This window comes from Paenibacillus medicaginis, from assembly GCF_042138635.1.
GTDB classification, from domain to species: domain Bacteria; phylum Bacillota; class Bacilli; order Paenibacillales; family Paenibacillaceae; genus Paenibacillus; species Paenibacillus medicaginis.
Genome location: NZ_JBHIRY010000003.1, coordinates 159358 through 174463, shown reverse-complemented (window position 1 = coordinate 174463; position 15106 = coordinate 159358). Strand labels below are relative to the sequence as shown.

19 protein-coding genes are annotated in these 15106 nt (G+C 50.0%); all 19 read left to right on the top strand.

The window, feature by feature from the left end; all coding sequences use genetic code 11:
- Positions 1–172 precede the first annotated feature (172 nt).
- The 19 genes from flgC (at position 173) to fliP (ending at position 15097) form a co-directional block, all read left to right on the top strand.
- On the top strand, positions 173–622 hold the full coding sequence (flgC, locus tag ACE5LO_RS04935) for a flagellar basal body rod protein FlgC (protein WP_375518926.1): 450 nt from the start codon (positions 173–175) through the stop codon (positions 620–622).
- Positions 623–660: 38 nt separating this feature from the next.
- A complete protein-coding gene (fliE, locus tag ACE5LO_RS04930) occupies positions 661–975 on the top strand; it encodes a flagellar hook-basal body complex protein FliE (RefSeq protein WP_375354345.1) in 315 nt (104 codons plus the stop codon).
- Positions 976–1008: 33 nt separating this feature from the next.
- Positions 1009–2592 carry a flagellar basal-body MS-ring/collar protein FliF gene (gene fliF, locus ACE5LO_RS04925; protein WP_375518925.1) on the top strand — a complete coding sequence of 528 codons (1584 nt, stop codon included), beginning with the start codon at positions 1009–1011 and terminating at the stop codon, positions 2590–2592.
- Positions 2593–2594: 2 nt separating this feature from the next.
- Positions 2595–3620, top strand: coding sequence for a flagellar motor switch protein FliG (gene fliG, locus ACE5LO_RS04920; protein WP_375354349.1), 1026 nt, complete (start codon positions 2595–2597; stop codon positions 3618–3620).
- Positions 3613–4452, top strand: coding sequence for a FliH/SctL family protein (locus tag ACE5LO_RS04915; RefSeq protein WP_375518924.1), 840 nt, complete (start codon positions 3613–3615; stop codon positions 4450–4452). Before fliG ends, ACE5LO_RS04915 begins: the two co-directional genes overlap by 8 nt.
- The gene (gene fliI / locus ACE5LO_RS04910; RefSeq protein WP_375518923.1) at positions 4439–5758 is read left to right on the top strand and encodes a flagellar protein export ATPase FliI; all 1320 of its coding nucleotides are present in this window, start codon (positions 4439–4441) and stop codon (positions 5756–5758) included. The genes ACE5LO_RS04915 and fliI overlap by 14 nt, the downstream gene beginning before the upstream one ends.
- Positions 5759–5766: 8 nt before the next feature.
- Complete coding sequence (gene fliJ / locus ACE5LO_RS04905; RefSeq protein WP_375518922.1) at positions 5767–6210, top strand: flagellar export protein FliJ; 444 nt, start codon at positions 5767–5769, stop codon at positions 6208–6210.
- A gap of 38 nt (positions 6211–6248) precedes the next feature.
- On the top strand, positions 6249–7190 hold the full coding sequence (locus tag ACE5LO_RS04900; protein WP_375518921.1) for a MotE family protein: 942 nt from the start codon (positions 6249–6251) through the stop codon (positions 7188–7190).
- A 46-nt stretch (positions 7191–7236) separates the two neighbouring features.
- On the top strand, positions 7237–8517 hold the full coding sequence (locus tag ACE5LO_RS04895) for a flagellar hook-length control protein FliK (protein ID WP_375518920.1): 1281 nt from the start codon (positions 7237–7239) through the stop codon (positions 8515–8517).
- A 19-nt stretch (positions 8518–8536) separates the two neighbouring features.
- Positions 8537–9091: a flagellar hook capping FlgD N-terminal domain-containing protein gene (locus ACE5LO_RS04890; RefSeq protein ID WP_375518919.1), complete on the top strand. Its 555-nt coding sequence runs from the start codon at positions 8537–8539 to the stop codon at positions 9089–9091.
- Positions 9088–9465: a TIGR02530 family flagellar biosynthesis protein gene (locus tag ACE5LO_RS04885; protein ID WP_375518918.1), complete on the top strand. Its 378-nt coding sequence runs from the start codon at positions 9088–9090 to the stop codon at positions 9463–9465. Before ACE5LO_RS04890 ends, ACE5LO_RS04885 begins: the two co-directional genes overlap by 4 nt.
- 91 nt (positions 9466–9556) lie before the next feature.
- Entirely contained in the window at positions 9557–10375 is an 819-nt protein-coding gene (gene flgG / locus ACE5LO_RS04880) for a flagellar basal body rod protein FlgG (RefSeq protein WP_375518917.1), read from the top strand.
- A 58-nt stretch (positions 10376–10433) separates the two neighbouring features.
- Complete coding sequence (locus tag ACE5LO_RS04875; RefSeq protein ID WP_375354362.1) at positions 10434–10658, top strand: flagellar FlbD family protein; 225 nt, start codon at positions 10434–10436, stop codon at positions 10656–10658.
- Positions 10655–11119 carry a flagellar basal body-associated FliL family protein gene (locus tag ACE5LO_RS04870; RefSeq protein ID WP_375518916.1) on the top strand — a complete coding sequence of 155 codons (465 nt, stop codon included), beginning with the start codon at positions 10655–10657 and terminating at the stop codon, positions 11117–11119. The genes ACE5LO_RS04875 and ACE5LO_RS04870 overlap by 4 nt, the downstream gene beginning before the upstream one ends.
- Positions 11120–11157: 38 nt before the next feature.
- Complete coding sequence (gene fliM / locus ACE5LO_RS04865) at positions 11158–12156, top strand: flagellar motor switch protein FliM (protein ID WP_375518915.1); 999 nt, start codon at positions 11158–11160, stop codon at positions 12154–12156.
- Positions 12146–13390, top strand: coding sequence for a flagellar motor switch phosphatase FliY (gene fliY, locus ACE5LO_RS04860; protein ID WP_375518914.1), 1245 nt, complete (start codon positions 12146–12148; stop codon positions 13388–13390). The genes fliM and fliY overlap by 11 nt, the downstream gene beginning before the upstream one ends.
- A gap of 27 nt (positions 13391–13417) precedes the next feature.
- The gene (locus tag ACE5LO_RS04855; protein WP_375354369.1) at positions 13418–13783 is read left to right on the top strand and encodes a response regulator; all 366 of its coding nucleotides are present in this window, start codon (positions 13418–13420) and stop codon (positions 13781–13783) included.
- 37 nt (positions 13784–13820) lie between these two features.
- The gene (locus ACE5LO_RS04850; RefSeq protein ID WP_375518913.1) at positions 13821–14342 is read left to right on the top strand and encodes a flagellar biosynthetic protein FliO; all 522 of its coding nucleotides are present in this window, start codon (positions 13821–13823) and stop codon (positions 14340–14342) included.
- Positions 14339–15097, top strand: coding sequence for a flagellar type III secretion system pore protein FliP (gene fliP, locus ACE5LO_RS04845; protein ID WP_375518912.1), 759 nt, complete (start codon positions 14339–14341; stop codon positions 15095–15097). Before ACE5LO_RS04850 ends, fliP begins: the two co-directional genes overlap by 4 nt.
- Positions 15098–15106 lie beyond the last annotated feature (9 nt).

The window sequence follows — 15106 nt, the reverse complement described above, 5'->3', positions numbered from 1 at the left end:
ACGAAACTTAGAATATACAAAAACATGGTAATTGTTTATACTTAAGTCCTAAAGAGTCGTGTATAAAAACGAAAAAAACAGCGTCGGAAAAAGTAGAATGAGCGTAATTTGTTGAATTTTCTTCTTTTTAGACACGAGAAGACATTTTTTGATATGGAAGGGGGAGGACAACTTGAGAATCAGCAACAGTTTTGGTATTAGTTCTTCAGCCCTAACTGCACAACGTTTACGGATGGACGTGATTTCCAGCAACATTGCGAATGCGGAAACGACGCGGGCGCAGATAGTGAATGGACAGGCGGTTCCGTATCGCAGGAAAATGACAGTGCTTGAGCCTAACCAACCCAGCTTTTCCGATATGTTAGATGCACGGATGAATGGAAAAACGACGGCTGCGGGGGTCAAGGTTGCAGAGATTAGGGAAGACGCTTCACCACTTAAACCGGTCTATAACCCTGAGCATCCGGATGCGGATGAGAAAGGTTATGTATATATGCCTAATGTCGATATCGCGAAGGAAATGGTGGATATGATCTCCGCTTCAAGATCTTATGAGGCGAACGTCACAGCACTGAACGCTTCAAAGGCGATGATCAGCAAAGCTCTCGAGATTGGCAAATGATCGCTAGGATCGCTTTAAGAATGGAGGGAGAGAAATAGATGATTCAAAACACAATGTTCAACATTGAATCCCCATCGGTTCAGCAGACTCCATCTGTGAGCAATTTGAAGACGCAGACGACACCTGCGGAATCATTGCGTCAGTTCGGAGATTATTTGGCGGATGCGCTGAACCAGGTGAATCAGCAGGAAATCAATTCGCAGGAAATGTCCAACAAATTCCTGACAGGTCAGGTTGATGTTGACCAGGTTATGATTGCTTCTCAAGAGGCTTTACTGTCATTGCAGTTCACCACCCAAATACGGAACAAAGCGATAGAAGCCTATCAAGAGATCATGCGCACGCAGCTTTAATAGAACCAGCAAAGTTTCGGATGGGGTGACACAGTGAACGAGAGAATAGCCCGATATCGCGACAGCCTTATCGGATATTGGACCAATTTCAGTAAAAAACAAAAAATACTGCTCATTTCGACATTCGCGTTTATCGTGCTTGCAGCTGCGGTGCTGACCATGCAGTTTACAAAAACGGAGTACGAGGTCGCCTTCCGGAATTTGAATGCCAATGATGCTGCTGCGGTAATCGAGTATCTGAACTCAGGCAACATCCCTTATAAATTAAGTGCAAGCGGGACGGATATTGCGATTCCAAGCGCATCTGCAGCAGAAGCCAAAGTTGCCGTCGGATCGAAGGGGCTCATTCAGAATGGGTCGATCGGCCTGGGTGCGTTTGACGAAACCTCAAACGCCATCGGCATGACCGAGAATGAATTCAATGTGAAATACAATAACGCATTGAACGGGGAAGTACAGCAGTTGCTGGGACAGATGGAAGGTGTCAAAAGCGCTAAAGCCATTATCAATCTCCCGAAAGAGAATATATTTGCAGGACTGGAAGAGGAAGACAAAGCATCGGCCTCCATCGTCATGCAGTTTGAGCCAGGGTTCCGGCCATCACAAGGGGCCATAGACGGTTATTTTAATTTGGTGAAAACCGCAGTTCCGAAGCTGCCGGTTGAAAATATCACCATCACGAATAACGAGTATGAGCTGATACCGACTGTGAAGGGCGGTCAGGGCGGTCTTTCTAACGGTGTTCAGGAAAATATGGCACTACAGAAGAAATTTGAGAGTGATGTCAGGGCAAAAGTCGAACAATTTTTATCCCAATATGCAGGTGCTGACCGGATTCATGTGCTGGTAGCTTCCCAGTTGAATTTCGACAAGGTTACTTCCAAGGAGCAGCTGGTTACGCCGGTTGACCAGGAACGAGGGAAAGGCATCGAAATCAGTACACAGGAGACTTCGGAATCCTCATCAGGCTCCAGCGGTCAGACCGGGGGAGTTGCCGGTACGGGTGAGCAGGATGTTCCGGGATATCCTGGCGGGGCTTCATCAGGCACAAGCGAATCTGAAAAAACGTCCAGCACGATTAACTACGAAGTGAACAGAATCGCCAGGGATATTATCTCCAGCCCTTATACTGTTAAAGATTTAACCATTAATGTGGCTGTTGAAACAGGTGCAGGACAAACGCCTCTGTCTCAAACTCAAATTGCTGATATGGAAACGGTTCTTACGAATATCGTCGGCGCTTCATTGGCGAATTCCGGAACACAATTCACACAGCAACAGCTGGCGGCCAAGGTCAAGGTTATTAGTCAGGCAGCCGCACCTGAACAGCAGCAGGCGAAATGGCTGTCAGCCTCCAACCCGTGGGCATGGGCAATTGGAGCTGCTGTGCTCGCGCTGGTGGCCACAGCCATCATTCTGATTGTCCGGAACCGCCGCAAACAGGCAGCAGAGGAGTATGAAGATGACCTGATCCTGTCTCCACCGACGGAATTTCCTTCAATCAGTTTGGAAAGTGTGACAAGCGAAGATCAAGTACGCAAACAGCTTGAAAGTCTGGCCAAGAAGAAGCCCGATGAGTTCGTCAACCTGCTGCGTACATGGTTGGCTGACGAATAGAGGTGAATGCATTGGCAAAGGCAAGCGGACTTGGGTTATCCGGTAGACAGAAAGCGGCGATCCTGCTGATTACGCTTGGACCGGAGGTATCTGCACAAATATTCAAACATTTGAGAGATGATGAAATAGAACAGTTGACCCTGGAAATCGCTAATGTAAGATCGGTTGGGGCTCCTGAAAAGGATTCCATTTTGGCGGAGTTTCACCAGATTTGCTTGGCCCAGGAGTATATTTCACAAGGCGGTATCAACTATGCCCGCGACATTCTGGAAAAGGCGCTTGGTTCGCAAAAAGCGGTTGAGGTGATCAACAGGCTGACAGCGACGTTGCATGTCAGACCGTTCGACTTTGCCAGAAAGGCTGATCCAAATCAGATTCTGAACTTTATTCAGAATGAAAGCCCGCAGACCATTGCGCTGGTTCTTTCCTACCTGAAGTTTGAGCAGGCTGCTGCAATCCTGTCCTCTCTTCCTCAGGAGAAACAGGCGGATGTGGCAAGAAGAGTGGCGGTGATGGACAGCACGTCGCCGGAAGTTATTGCCCAGGTAGAGAGAGTGCTCGAACAGAAGCTTTCTTCTACAGTAACCCAGGATTACACGAATGCGGGCGGTATTGAGTCCATCGTGCAAATTCTGAACGGGGTGGACCGCGGTACCGAAAGAACTATTCTGGACTCCCTGGAAATACAAGATCCCGAGCTTGCCGAGGAGATCAAGAAGCGGATGTTTGTGTTCGAGGATATCGTCAATGTGGACAATCGTTCCATTCAGCGTATTGTGCGGGATGTGGAAAACGCCGATCTGCAGCTTGCGCTCAAAGTATCGAGCGAAGAAGTGCGTGACGCCATTTTCCGCAATATGTCGAAACGGATGGCGGAAACCTTCAAGGAAGAAATGGAATTTATGGGTCCTGTCCGGCTGCGTGACGTGGAAGAGGCCCAGACACGAATCGTTTCTATAATCCGTAGACTTGAAGAAGCCGGAGAAATTATAATCGCCCGCGGCGGAGGAGATGACATCATTGTCTAATGTGATCAAGTCATTTCAATATATCCCTGTCGAAACAATGAAGAAGCTTGAGCTTGCTCAGGCTTATCAGACAACGGAGGCTTCCGAGGAGGAAGAGGAAGCTTATGCGCAGCCCTTGGAGCCGCAAATCGTCCGGGAAGCCGAAAAGCTGAGGGACGAAATCCTTTCGGATGCCAAGGAATTTGCCGAAAGGCAGGTCAGAGATGCAGCGGACGAAGCGGAGCGCCTGCTTCAGGAGGCACAGGAACAAATCGCTGCCTGGTGGCAGGGAAAACGTGAGCAGGACGAGCAGCTGGTCGAAGCGGTTAAGGCCGAGGGCTTTCAGCAGGGATATGAGGAAGGGCAGCGGCTCGCCGCGGCGGAATGGCAGGCCAGATCGGATAAGATGATGGAGGAAGCACAGGAGGTGCTGCTGCATGCTTATGAGGTCAAAGAGCAGCTTATCCTGGAAGCCGAACCTTTTCTGGTGGAGCTTAGCTGCGGAATCTCGGAGAAGGTTATCGACAAACAGCTCAGCATTGAGCCTGAATACATGATCGAACTGATCCGCAAAAATCTGGCCCGCAAACGGGAGCAGGGGACAATCACCCTATGTGTGGCGCCTGCTCACTTTGCCTTTGTGAACGCTGCGCGTGAGGAGCTTTCCTTGGTGGTGGATTCCCAGGCAGAGCTGCAAATTATTCCCGATGGAACGGTCAAAGACAGGGGAGTGGTCATTCGTTCCGCATTCGGAAGCGTGGATGCCCGGATTGACACACAGCTCGCGGAAATCAAGAAGGAGCTGCTGCGGGTGGCATTAGATAACGAGGAGCAAAGGCATGAAGCAGTTTGATTCCGGTCGTTATCTGGACCATCTGAGAAATCTGGACCCTGTCAGAGTGAACGGAAAAGTGACACAGGTCATAGGACTCATGGTGGAGTCGGAAGGCCCTGACGCCAGCATCGGTGATGTCTGCTATATATACCCGGGGAAAAGCGCCCAGCCACTGCAGGCCGAGGTTGTCGGCTTCAGAGATAATAAAGTGCTGCTGATGCCGCTTGGCGAGCTGCATTCTATTGGCCCCGGCTGCGATGTGGTAGGCACAGGGAAACCATTGAACATTCAGGTTGGCTCTGAGCTGCTGGGCAAGGTTTTGGACGGTTTGGGCCAGCCCTTGGACGGGTCCCTGATTCCTTCACGGATGGCCAGATATTCGACATTCAACATACCGCCAAATCCGTTGAACCGACCGAGAGTTCAGGAGCCGATCAGTATCGGTGTAAGAGCCATTGATGGCCTGCTGACGGTCGGAAAAGGACAGCGCGTAGGTATTTTCGCAGGCTCCGGGGTTGGGAAGAGCACACTGATGGGCATGATTGCGCGCAATACGGCTGCTGATGTCAATGTCATTGCACTTGTCGGCGAACGGGGGCGTGAAGTGCTGGATTTCATTGAACGGGACCTCGGTCCTGAAGGACTGGAAAGGTCGGTCGTCATTGTAGCTACCTCCGACCAGCCTGCGCTTATTCGCATCAAGGCGGCGCTGATTGCCACTACGGTCGCAGAATATTTCAGGGACCGGGGGTTGAATGTGATGCTGATGATGGACTCGGTTACACGTTATGCCATGGCACAGCGTGAAGTCGGACTGGCTGTCGGGGAACCGCCTGCGATGCGGGGGTATACACCGTCGGTGTTTGCAAGCCTGCCCAAGCTTCTTGAAAGAGCGGGGACGGGACCTGCAGGCTCCATTACAGCCTTTTACACCGTACTGGTGGACGGGGACGACATGAATGAACCAATCGCGGACGCGGTGCGCGGGATTTTGGACGGCCATATTGTGCTGAATCGCACGATTGCCAACAAGGGCCATTTTCCCGCCATCGATGTGCTGGCCAGCATTAGCCGTGTTATGAAAGATATTGCGCCGCAAGATCAAATTGCAGCTGCTGAAAACGTAAAAAGACTGATGGCCGTGTACAGGGATTCGGAGGATTTGATCAACATCGGCGCCTACCAGCGTGGTACGAACGCCGAAATTGACGAATCGATTGAACGGATCAAGGATGTATGGGACTTTACGCGGCAAAGAACGGATGAAAAGGTTGAGCTGCAGGAAGTACGGGAGCGCTTGATTTCCGAGTTTACAAGGAGTTGACCTCAACAATGAAGTTCCAGTATTCATTTCAGAAAGTCGTTGATCTAAAGTCGAATGAAAAGTCGCAGGCCGAATGGGTGCTATCCAGCGCAGTAGGCCAGCTGCAAGCCGAAGAACAAACGCTTCAGCAGCTCATCTCTGAAAAGGAGCGGGCATCACACGCCATCCAAAGTGCGGCGGAAGCCTGTGTCTCGCTTGCCTCCATCCAGCAATTACAGGCATATATCAGACATCTGGAGCAATGCATTGAACGAAAAAATAAAGAAGTCCGGCAAGCCCAAATGAATGTGCAAAGCAAACAGAGCATTTTGACCGATAAAATGCTGGATGAACAAGTTTGGCTCAAGGCAAGGGAGAAGGCGAAGGCAAGATTTCAAAAAGAACTGCTGCTCCACGAACAGAACGAGCTGGATGAGATGGCTTCCGTACGCTATGCAATGAGAGCCCGCTAGGATGCTTTGGATGAAGGTTCTGCTTGAGGAGGAATAAAATGCCGCAAAATGAAATGGAGCTTGAAAAGGAATCGGCCAGCGGTGTGGAACGGTTGTTATTCTTTCTGATTCCGATCGTTTTCACCATTGTGCTTGTCGTCGTTCTGCTTACATTGTTTAACACAGACTTCAAGAATGGTCTGCTTAAGACAGCCGACAAAATTCCGGTAGTCAAGAATTGGGTTCCCGAACCCGATCTGACTCCTGAAGAGCAAAAGGCTGCGAACGAAAAAGCCCAGGATAAAAGCTCCGAGGCCACGATTGAAAAGCTGAAAAGCGAACTGTCCCAGCAGGAGGCGAAATTGAAGCAAACTGCCACGGCCAAAGCCGAACAGGACAAGAAGGTCCAGGATCTTGAGGCACAGCTCCAGAGTGCAAAAGCGGAGCAGGAATCGGCAGCCGCCGTCGCTGCCGCTGCAAATTCCGGAGCAGACAAGGATCCGTATTTGAAACAGATCAAAAACCTGTCCTCAATGTATGAGACCATGAGCCCGAGCAAGGCGGCTCCCATTTTGTCAAATCTGACCAATCCGGAGATTGTGCAGATGCTTACATACATGGCGCCGGAGAATCAGTCGAAAATCCTCGCCAAAATGGATCCGCAAAAAGCTGCTGAAATTACGATGGATCTGAAGAATACGGTAAATTCAAGCGATCTGGAGGTGGCTGCGCTTCAGGCCCGCCTGCAAAAGGATCAACAGCCTGGTCCGACGCCTGCAAAAACAATCGATGATCAGGCGCTGGGTGGCACATTTGCGTCCATGAAACCGGCAGAAGGCGCCAAGCTGATCCTTGAGACATATAAATTAAGTCCGGAAAAAGCGTTAAACATTTTGCGAACTGTAGACGATTCTACCCGGTCAGGCTTACTGGAGGAAATGTCAAAGAGCAATTCGGCACAAACAGCCAAAATTTTGAACAAGCTGCTTGCCAGTAAATGATTTCATGATCTGTTGCCGAGAGATTGGAAAGGGGGTGAACAATTTAATGTCTACGATACGCATTAGCCCGAGTGCTTCTCCTGCAGTTCAGGCCGGGGCAAAGGCAGGTTCATCATCAGCTTCTTCGGCTCAGGGAAACTCGGGATTTAACGAGGCGCTTGTTCAGGTCATGGGAGCAGAGCAAAATACTGCTGCAGCGGCAGGTCTCATGGCTTCTGCTGTTCAGTTGCTGGCCGGGAATGGTGAAGGGCTTGAAGAGAAGGGACAGGGAGACACACTGCTTGACATGCTGCCGGAGCTGCTTCAGGATCTTGATCAATTGGATGATCTGCTCGAAAGTAATCCGGAGTTGCTTGCCACCCTGCAGGCATGGGTGGCAGGAGTGCAGCAGTATCTAAACGGAAACATAAAAAGCACGGATGACGGCACCGCCACTGCGGCCGGTCTGGCCGAGCACCCTGCAACCATCCGTTTTGTCCTGCAGGATAACGTGGCACAGCTGCTGGATGCTGCGGATGGGGACCAAGCACAGGTTGCGAAGCTTCTGCAGTCATTGCAGAAGGTTATTGATCCTGCCCAAACGTCCAAGACTGATGCAGCGTTATCACTGGCTTCAGATCTATCCGATTCTACATCTTTGGTCCAGCAGAAGATCCAGTCAAGCGGGCAGCAGTCGGGAGCAAGCGGCGATGGAACCAGTCGTGACGGGCAGACGGATCATACAGCTGTTCTGGATTCGGCTGATACGTCTGCCGAGAAATTTCCGGTGAACAGCGTGACTACCGCCGGACAGTTGGCTATTCAAAATAACGGTACAGCGCCGGCAGTGCCGGAGAGACCCGTAGTGCATATGAGGCATTTTGCCAAGGAAATGACGGAGTTTGTCGTACAAAAGCTGGACATTGTCAAGCACAACGGTTTGTCTGAAGCGACAATTATGCTGCGCCCGGAGCATTTGGGCCACCTTGAAGTCAAGCTAAGCATGTCGAACGGCCAGCTTGTCGCCCAATTTATGACAGAACATGGCGGGGCAAAGGATCTGCTTGAACAGCAGATGTCCCATCTTCGCGCAAGCCTGCACAACCAGGGCATCCAGGTGAATAAGGTCGAAGTCACTCATAATGAATCCTTGTCCTCACATTTATACCAGCAGGACCAGGGATCCGGCGCGAACCAGCAGCAGCGGGAGCGGCGTCCCGGTACACGTGGTAAAGAAGAAAATGAGGATGCCTTGAACGCTGCGGAAATGGCGGAGGAGCTTCGTACCTGGACGAAGGAACAGCGTCTGAACAGTACTGGCCAAAGCTCGTTTACCGCAGAGGCTTAAAAATGGGGGTGAACAACGAATGGCTTCGGAAAGCATAGTATCAACTTCGAATATATGGCCGAATTATGCTGAACAAAACGTGAACAGGGCTGCAAACAGCCAAAAAAGCGATAGCACCGGCAGCGCAAGCTCACTCGGCAAGGATGAATTCCTGAAGCTGTTGATCACCCAACTGCAAAATCAGGATCCGATGCAGCCGATGGAGGATAAGGAATTTATCGCACAGATGGCACAGTTCACTTCCGTTGAGCAGCTGATGAACATTTCCACCCAGCTGACGGCGATGAGTGAGTCACTTAGTGTATCTTCTGCGATGATCGGTAAGGAAATCACCTGGATCAATGAAGGCAAGGCAGATCCCATCACCGGAGAAAAGCCGGAAGGCACTGTACAGAGCGGCATTGTGGATTCCATTGTAATAAGGGACGGAAAACAGTATGCGACTGTGGGGAAAGAGGAAATTGCCCTGACGGATATTACTTCTATTAAAAACCCTGCAGGAGAAAAACCGGAAGAATCAGCGCCAGAGGAGCCGACAGGTGAACCGGAAACAGGAAGCAGTGCTACATCATGAATGAATCCATGATCGTTGGACGTTTATTTCCTGTCAAAGTGCCGCCAGGGGCCGGCCCGAAGAACAACAGCACTCCGGTTGCGAATGATAACAAATCCTTCAAACAGATGCTGCAGGAGCAGGTCCTTACGTTAAGTAATCATGCAGCCAAGCGCCTCGAACAGCGCGGCATTGAACTGGGCGCCGAGCAAATGGCCAAGATTACTTCCGCGGTGGATAAAGCGGCCGCCAAAGGGGCCAAGGAATCGCTGATCCTGATGCAGGACATGGCTCTGATCGTGAATGTCACAAATCGTACAGTTGTCACTGCCATGGACAAGCAATCGATGAAGGATAATGTGTTTACCCAAATCGATAGCGCCGTCATTATTTAACCGGCTGGCCCGACAGGAAGCCGGAAGCTCAGCCGCTGATCGACAGAAGCGGTGGCAAATTAACCTCACCTACTCAGGAGGAATAATACACATGTTAAGATCCTTATACTCTGGTGTCTCTGGCATGAAAGGTTTTCAGACAAAATTGGACGTGATCGGCAATAACATCGCCAACGTAAATACAACAGGTTTTAAAACGAGTCGGGTTATGTTTAAGGATATGTTAAGTCAGACCACTGCAGGCGCAAGTGCACCTGGCGATGCTGGCGGTGGTGTCAATCCCAAGCAAATTGGTCTGGGTGTAACGGTTAGTTCTATCGATACGCTCCATTTGCCCGGCAGTGCGCAAACGACTAACAATCCTACAGACATGCGAATTAACGGTGACGGATTTTTCCTCATCAAAATGACAGGGGAACAGGAGGTGCCTTATTTGACCCGTGCAGGTGATTTCCATGTCGATGCTAACCGCAACCTCGTTACATCGGATGGCATGTATGTATGTGATATCGGTGGAGCGCCAATCCAAATTGGGGAGGAAACTACATCTTTCTCCATTCAGCAGGATGGATTTATCGCTGAGACGATGCCTGATGGAACGATTGAGTTGAATACTCAAATAGGCCTTGCGACCGTTCCCAACACCGAAGGTCTTGAGAAAATTGGCGGAAACTTATACAGGCTTACCAATAATGCAATTGAAGGTGGAGCGTTTGAGGATTTCGTTGGCGGCAATGACGCTGAAGCAGGAACCGGTGCGATTGTTTCCGGTCAGCTGGAAATGTCGAATGTCGAGCTTACCAATGAATTCACCGAGATGATTATAACCCAGCGCGGCTTCCAGGCGAACTCTCGTATCATTACCACAGGTGACAGCATCCTTGAAGAAGTCGTCAATCTGAAACGTTAATTTTTTGTGAAAAGCAGGGGGGCTTAGCTCCCCTGTCAATCAGGAGGTAGAAGCAGCGATGATTCCTGTAACGCGGCTCAACGGTTCACCGATGTGGCTGAATGCATTGTTGATTGAAACCGTGGAAGAAACGCCTGATACGTATGTCACCCTGGTGACGGGAAAAAGGCTGATCGTGCTCGAGAAAGCGGCTGATGTTGTGGCTTTGATCAAGGCATACAACCGTGACATCGGCATGCATGCAGCCACGATAAAAGTGCAACAAACGGAGGAAGAAATATGAAGAAGATGCTGCCATGGATGCTTACGTCATTGCTGGGGATTACATTAATCGCAATAGTCGTTGTTATATTCCTACAACCGCTGCTGACAGGACAGGGATCATCAAAAGTTGCTGCCGAAGAGCGTCCTGCTCCGAAGCTCTCTGCAGATGAAATTGTTGAAGTTACTTCTGAAATTACCGAGGTCCGCACTAATTTGGCGGATTCGGATTATGTCGTTGCTGTCAATTTTGCTTTCCAGTTGAACAACAGCAAGTCCAAGGAAGCATTTGAAAAAATTAAGGAAATCAGCATTAAACCGATTGTCATTCAAACACTTGCAGATACCAAACCGGAGCAGCTCAGAACGGCCAAAGGACGTGAGGAATTTACGGACAGGCTGACGGCTTTGATTAATAAGACACTTCCTGAAGGCCAACTGACCAGCACCAAATTTACGAATTTTATGCTGGCTCCACTTTAATATTGCGGCCGGTTCAGCATGCAAGGGGGTGAAAAACATTGGTGGATGTACTTTCGCAAGGTGAAATTGACGCCTTGTTAGCTGCTCTCTCTTCGGGTGAGATGGATGCGGAGGAACTGAAGAAAGAAGAAACGGTGAAAAGAATCCGTTCCTATGATTTCAAGCGGGCTGTCCGTTTTTCCAAAGATCATATCCGCAGCTTGACACGAATTCATGAAAATTTTGCACGTTTTCTAACAACCTACTTTTCTGCACAGCTTAGAACATTTGTTCAAATTAGTGTCGTTCAGGTTGAACAGCTGCCGTATGACGAATTTATTCGTTCGATTCCTAAAATGACGATACTGAACATCTTTGAAGCCGAGCCTCTCGAAGGCCGCATGGTCCTTGAGGTGCATCCGAATGTCGCATTTGCGATGCTGGATCGTCTGCTGGGTGGCGTCGGGTCTCCTCCTTCCAGAATCAGTACGCTGACCGAGATTGAAACGACGATCATGGAGCGGATTTTCAGCAGAGCATTTCAAAGCTTGCAGGAAGCGTGGAAAACGGTGCTTGATATAACGCCAAAGCTCGAAGCGATGGAGACCAATCCCCAATTCATGCAGATTGTGTCCCCTAACGAGACGATCGCTCTTATTTCGCTCAGCACCAAGATTGGCGATACCAGCGGCATGATCAATCTGTGTATTCCCCATGTCGTGCTGGAGCCCATCATGTCGAGGCTGTCCACACATCAGTGGTTTACCTCAGAGAAGAAGTCCAGAGCGCCGGAGGAAGTGGATGCGCTCAAGCAGCGAATGAGCAAAGCACAGCTGCCGATTGTAGTCGAATTGGGCCAGTCATCCATATCCGTCTCCGAATTTTTGGGTCTTTCTGTTGGGGATGTTATTTCCCTTGATACATCTGTGAAGGATGGTCTGTCCATTAAATTGGGGGATAGATTGAAATTTAAAGGAAGCCCCGGCGTGCTGAAGGAACGGGTTGCCGTCCAGATTGACGAAATCGTCAGTGAAGGAGTTGAAGAATTTGACGAGTAAGGATTATTTATCTCAGGAGGAAATAGATGCGCTCCTGAAACAGACCGAAATGGGCGGGGAGACTTCCCCGGCAACTGGTGAAACGATTGACGATCTTCTCACTCCTCTGGAGCAGGACGCTCTTGGGGAAATCGGCAATATCACGTTCGGCAATGCCGCTACGGCACTTTCAACATTACTCGGAATTAAAGTGGATATTACGACACCTAGAGTGTCCGTGATTACACGTTCTGAATTCGAATCGACATTCCCGAAACCGCATGTGGCTGTTCATGTCAATTATGTTGACGGATTCGAAGGCATTAACTCGCTGGTCATTAAAAAGCGGGATGCACAGGTGATTGCCGACCTGATGCTTGGAGGGGGAGGAAATCCCGCAGATGAAGAACTGAATGAAATTCATATCAGTGCGGTTCAGGAAGCCATGAATCAGATGATGGGTTCTTCGGCTACCTCCATGTCGACGATTTTCAACCGGTTTGTCAATATTTCACCCCCGGGCATCGATATCCTTGATCCGGCCCGCGGAGACGGGGTATCCAGTCTCCCGGCAGATGCGGTGCTTGTGACGGTATCCTTCCGTCTGCTGATTGGGGATCTGATTGACTCGACTATTATGCAGCTGCTTCCTGTATCTTTTGCGAAAGAGATGGTTCGCATTCTGATCAGCGGTGGCGACGAGCCTGCTCCTGAACCGGCACCTGCATCAGCACCGCAGCAGACTGCGCCGCCAGAGCCTCCGCAACCGCCAGTACAGCCGCAGCAGCCTCCACAAGCTGCTCCGCAGTATGCGCAGCCGCCGATGGCGCCGCAGGATATGGGTTATATGCAGCCTCCGATGCAAGGAGGAATGCCTCCACAGCAAATGCCGTATGGAGCGCCTCAGCATTACGGTTCTGCTCCGGGGCGGAATGTGAATGTGCAGCCCATTCAATTCGCAAATTTGCAGTCCGGCGGTTACGCTCAGGTAGATGAAACCAATCTGGGTCTGTTGATGGACATCCCTCTGAAGGTGACTGTAGAGCTGGGAAGAACCCAGAAGCAGATCAGGGATATTCTGGAGCTGTCGCAGGGCTCGATTATCGAGCTGGACAAGCTTGCCGGCGAGCCGGTAGATATACTGGTGAACAATAAGCTGATCGCAAAGGGCGAAGTTGTCGTTATCGATGAAAACTTCGGTGTGCGCGTTACGGATATTGTGAGCCAATGGGACCGGATTCAAAAAATACAATAAGCATAATTTAGGGAGGATTTATTTTACATGGCTAACCGAATTTTGATCGTTGACGACGCAGCATTTATGAGAATGATGATCCGTGACATCCTGACGAAAAATGGTTATGAGGTTGTAGGGGAAGCTCAGGATGGCGCTCATGCTATCGAGAAATTCAAGGAGCTTCGTCCGGACCTGATTACGATGGACATCACCATGCCAGAGATGGACGGCATTGCTGCTTTGAAGGAAATCAAGAAAATTGACGCCAACGCCAAGGTCATTATGTGCTCCGCGATGGGTCAGCAGGCTATGGTTATCGATGCTATTCAAGCAGGCGCCAAGGATTTCATCGTGAAGCCGTTCCAGTCTGACCGTGTCATTGAAGCGATCAGCAAAACTTTGGGCGCTTAAAAATACTGTGTTGGCTACAGGACAGGAGGGTACGGTAATGAATGGCAGCGAAGGGATTGAAGGTTTCAGTGCTTGGAACGCAGCTACGGTTTTTATTGCGCTTGCCTTCATTATTGTATTGATTCTCTACCTGATTCGCTTTCTGGGCAAAAAGAATCAGAGTTGGTTCGGCAGCAGGTCCATCCGGGTGCTGGGAGGCGTGGGCCTTGCTCCGAACAAATCTCTGCAGCTGGTTGAGATCGGAAGCAATATATATCTGGTTGGTGTAGGAGAAGAAATTCGCCTGATCGATAAAGTATCCGATCCTGAGGAAGTGGAGCGAATTGTGGCCGCTCTTGAGCAGGAATCGACTCTGCGGCAGGGTCCGCTTGCCCCGTTCATCGCCAAGCTGAGTGACAAGCTGCGCAGGAAAAGCCATGACCGGCCGGAGGAACTGGAGGACGACATCACATTTCATGAACTGTTTGAGTCCAAGCTTCGACAGATTCCGAGCCGTAAGGACAAGCTGGAAAAGCTGCGGAATGAGGACAATACTACAGATCGGTCGGGAGATGCATGAGAAAGAAGATTATACTAGCCAGCTTGCTGTTTGTCTTGTTCAGCTTTCTGTCCGTGACAGCGGCCTCCGCCGCTCAGCCGATTCCGGACATCAACATTGACATCGGCAGCCAAGACAGCGGACAGCCCGGTACAACGTCGCTGTCCATTATTTTGCTTATTACCGTGATCAGCGTTGCTCCTGCACTGCTCATGCTGATGACGAGCTTTACCCGCATCGTGATTGTACTCGGGTTTGTAAGAACTTCACTGGGCACGCAGCAGATGCCGCCCAATCAGGTACTGGTGGGACTTGCACTGTTCCTGACCTTGTTTATCATGGCTCCCACGTTTGCAGCCATGAACGAGACAGCACTCCAGCCTTATCTGAAGGGGGAACTCTCCCAGTCCGAGGCGCTGGAAAAGGCGCAGGAGCCGATTAAAACCTTTATGTTCAAACATACGCGAGAAAAAGATTTGCTTCTGTTTATGAAATACACAAAAATGGAAAAGCCCAGCAATTATCAGGAAATTCCTTTGACCGTTATGGTTCCGGCTTATGCGATCAGTGAATTGAAGACCGCTTTTCAAATGGGCTTTATGATATTTATTCCATTTCTCATTATTGACATCATCGTATCAAGCACCTTGATGGCTATGGGCATGATGATGCTGCCGCCGGTCATGATTTCGCTCCCCTTCAAAATACTGCTGTTTGTCCTTGTGGACGGCTGGTATCTGGTTGTGAAATCGCTGCTGCTCAGCTTCAATACATGACAGTTTATG

Excerpts from the sequence above, each read along its gene's own strand:
- fliE (WP_375354345.1), top strand. The coding sequence starts at position 661 with ATGATTCAAAACACAATGTTCAACATTGAATCCCCATCGGTTCAGCAG.
- fliI (WP_375518923.1), top strand. The coding sequence starts at position 4,439 with ATGAAGCAGTTTGATTCCGGTCGTTATCTGGACCATCTGAGAAATCTG.
- fliJ (WP_375518922.1), top strand. The coding sequence starts at position 5,767 with ATGAAGTTCCAGTATTCATTTCAGAAAGTCGTTGATCTAAAGTCGAAT.
- ACE5LO_RS04900 (WP_375518921.1), top strand. The coding sequence starts at position 6,249 with ATGCCGCAAAATGAAATGGAGCTTGAAAAGGAATCGGCCAGCGGTGTG.
- ACE5LO_RS04895 (WP_375518920.1), top strand. The coding sequence starts at position 7,237 with ATGTCTACGATACGCATTAGCCCGAGTGCTTCTCCTGCAGTTCAGGCC.
- ACE5LO_RS04890 (WP_375518919.1), top strand. The coding sequence starts at position 8,537 with ATGGCTTCGGAAAGCATAGTATCAACTTCGAATATATGGCCGAATTAT.
- ACE5LO_RS04885 (WP_375518918.1), top strand. The coding sequence starts at position 9,088 with ATGAATGAATCCATGATCGTTGGACGTTTATTTCCTGTCAAAGTGCCG.
- flgG (WP_375518917.1), top strand. The coding sequence starts at position 9,557 with ATGTTAAGATCCTTATACTCTGGTGTCTCTGGCATGAAAGGTTTTCAG.
- ACE5LO_RS04875 (WP_375354362.1), top strand. The coding sequence starts at position 10,434 with ATGATTCCTGTAACGCGGCTCAACGGTTCACCGATGTGGCTGAATGCA.
- ACE5LO_RS04870 (WP_375518916.1), top strand. The coding sequence starts at position 10,655 with ATGAAGAAGATGCTGCCATGGATGCTTACGTCATTGCTGGGGATTACA.
- ACE5LO_RS04855 (WP_375354369.1), top strand. The coding sequence starts at position 13,418 with ATGGCTAACCGAATTTTGATCGTTGACGACGCAGCATTTATGAGAATG.
- ACE5LO_RS04850 (WP_375518913.1), top strand. The coding sequence starts at position 13,821 with ATGAATGGCAGCGAAGGGATTGAAGGTTTCAGTGCTTGGAACGCAGCT.
- fliP (WP_375518912.1), top strand. The coding sequence starts at position 14,339 with ATGAGAAAGAAGATTATACTAGCCAGCTTGCTGTTTGTCTTGTTCAGC.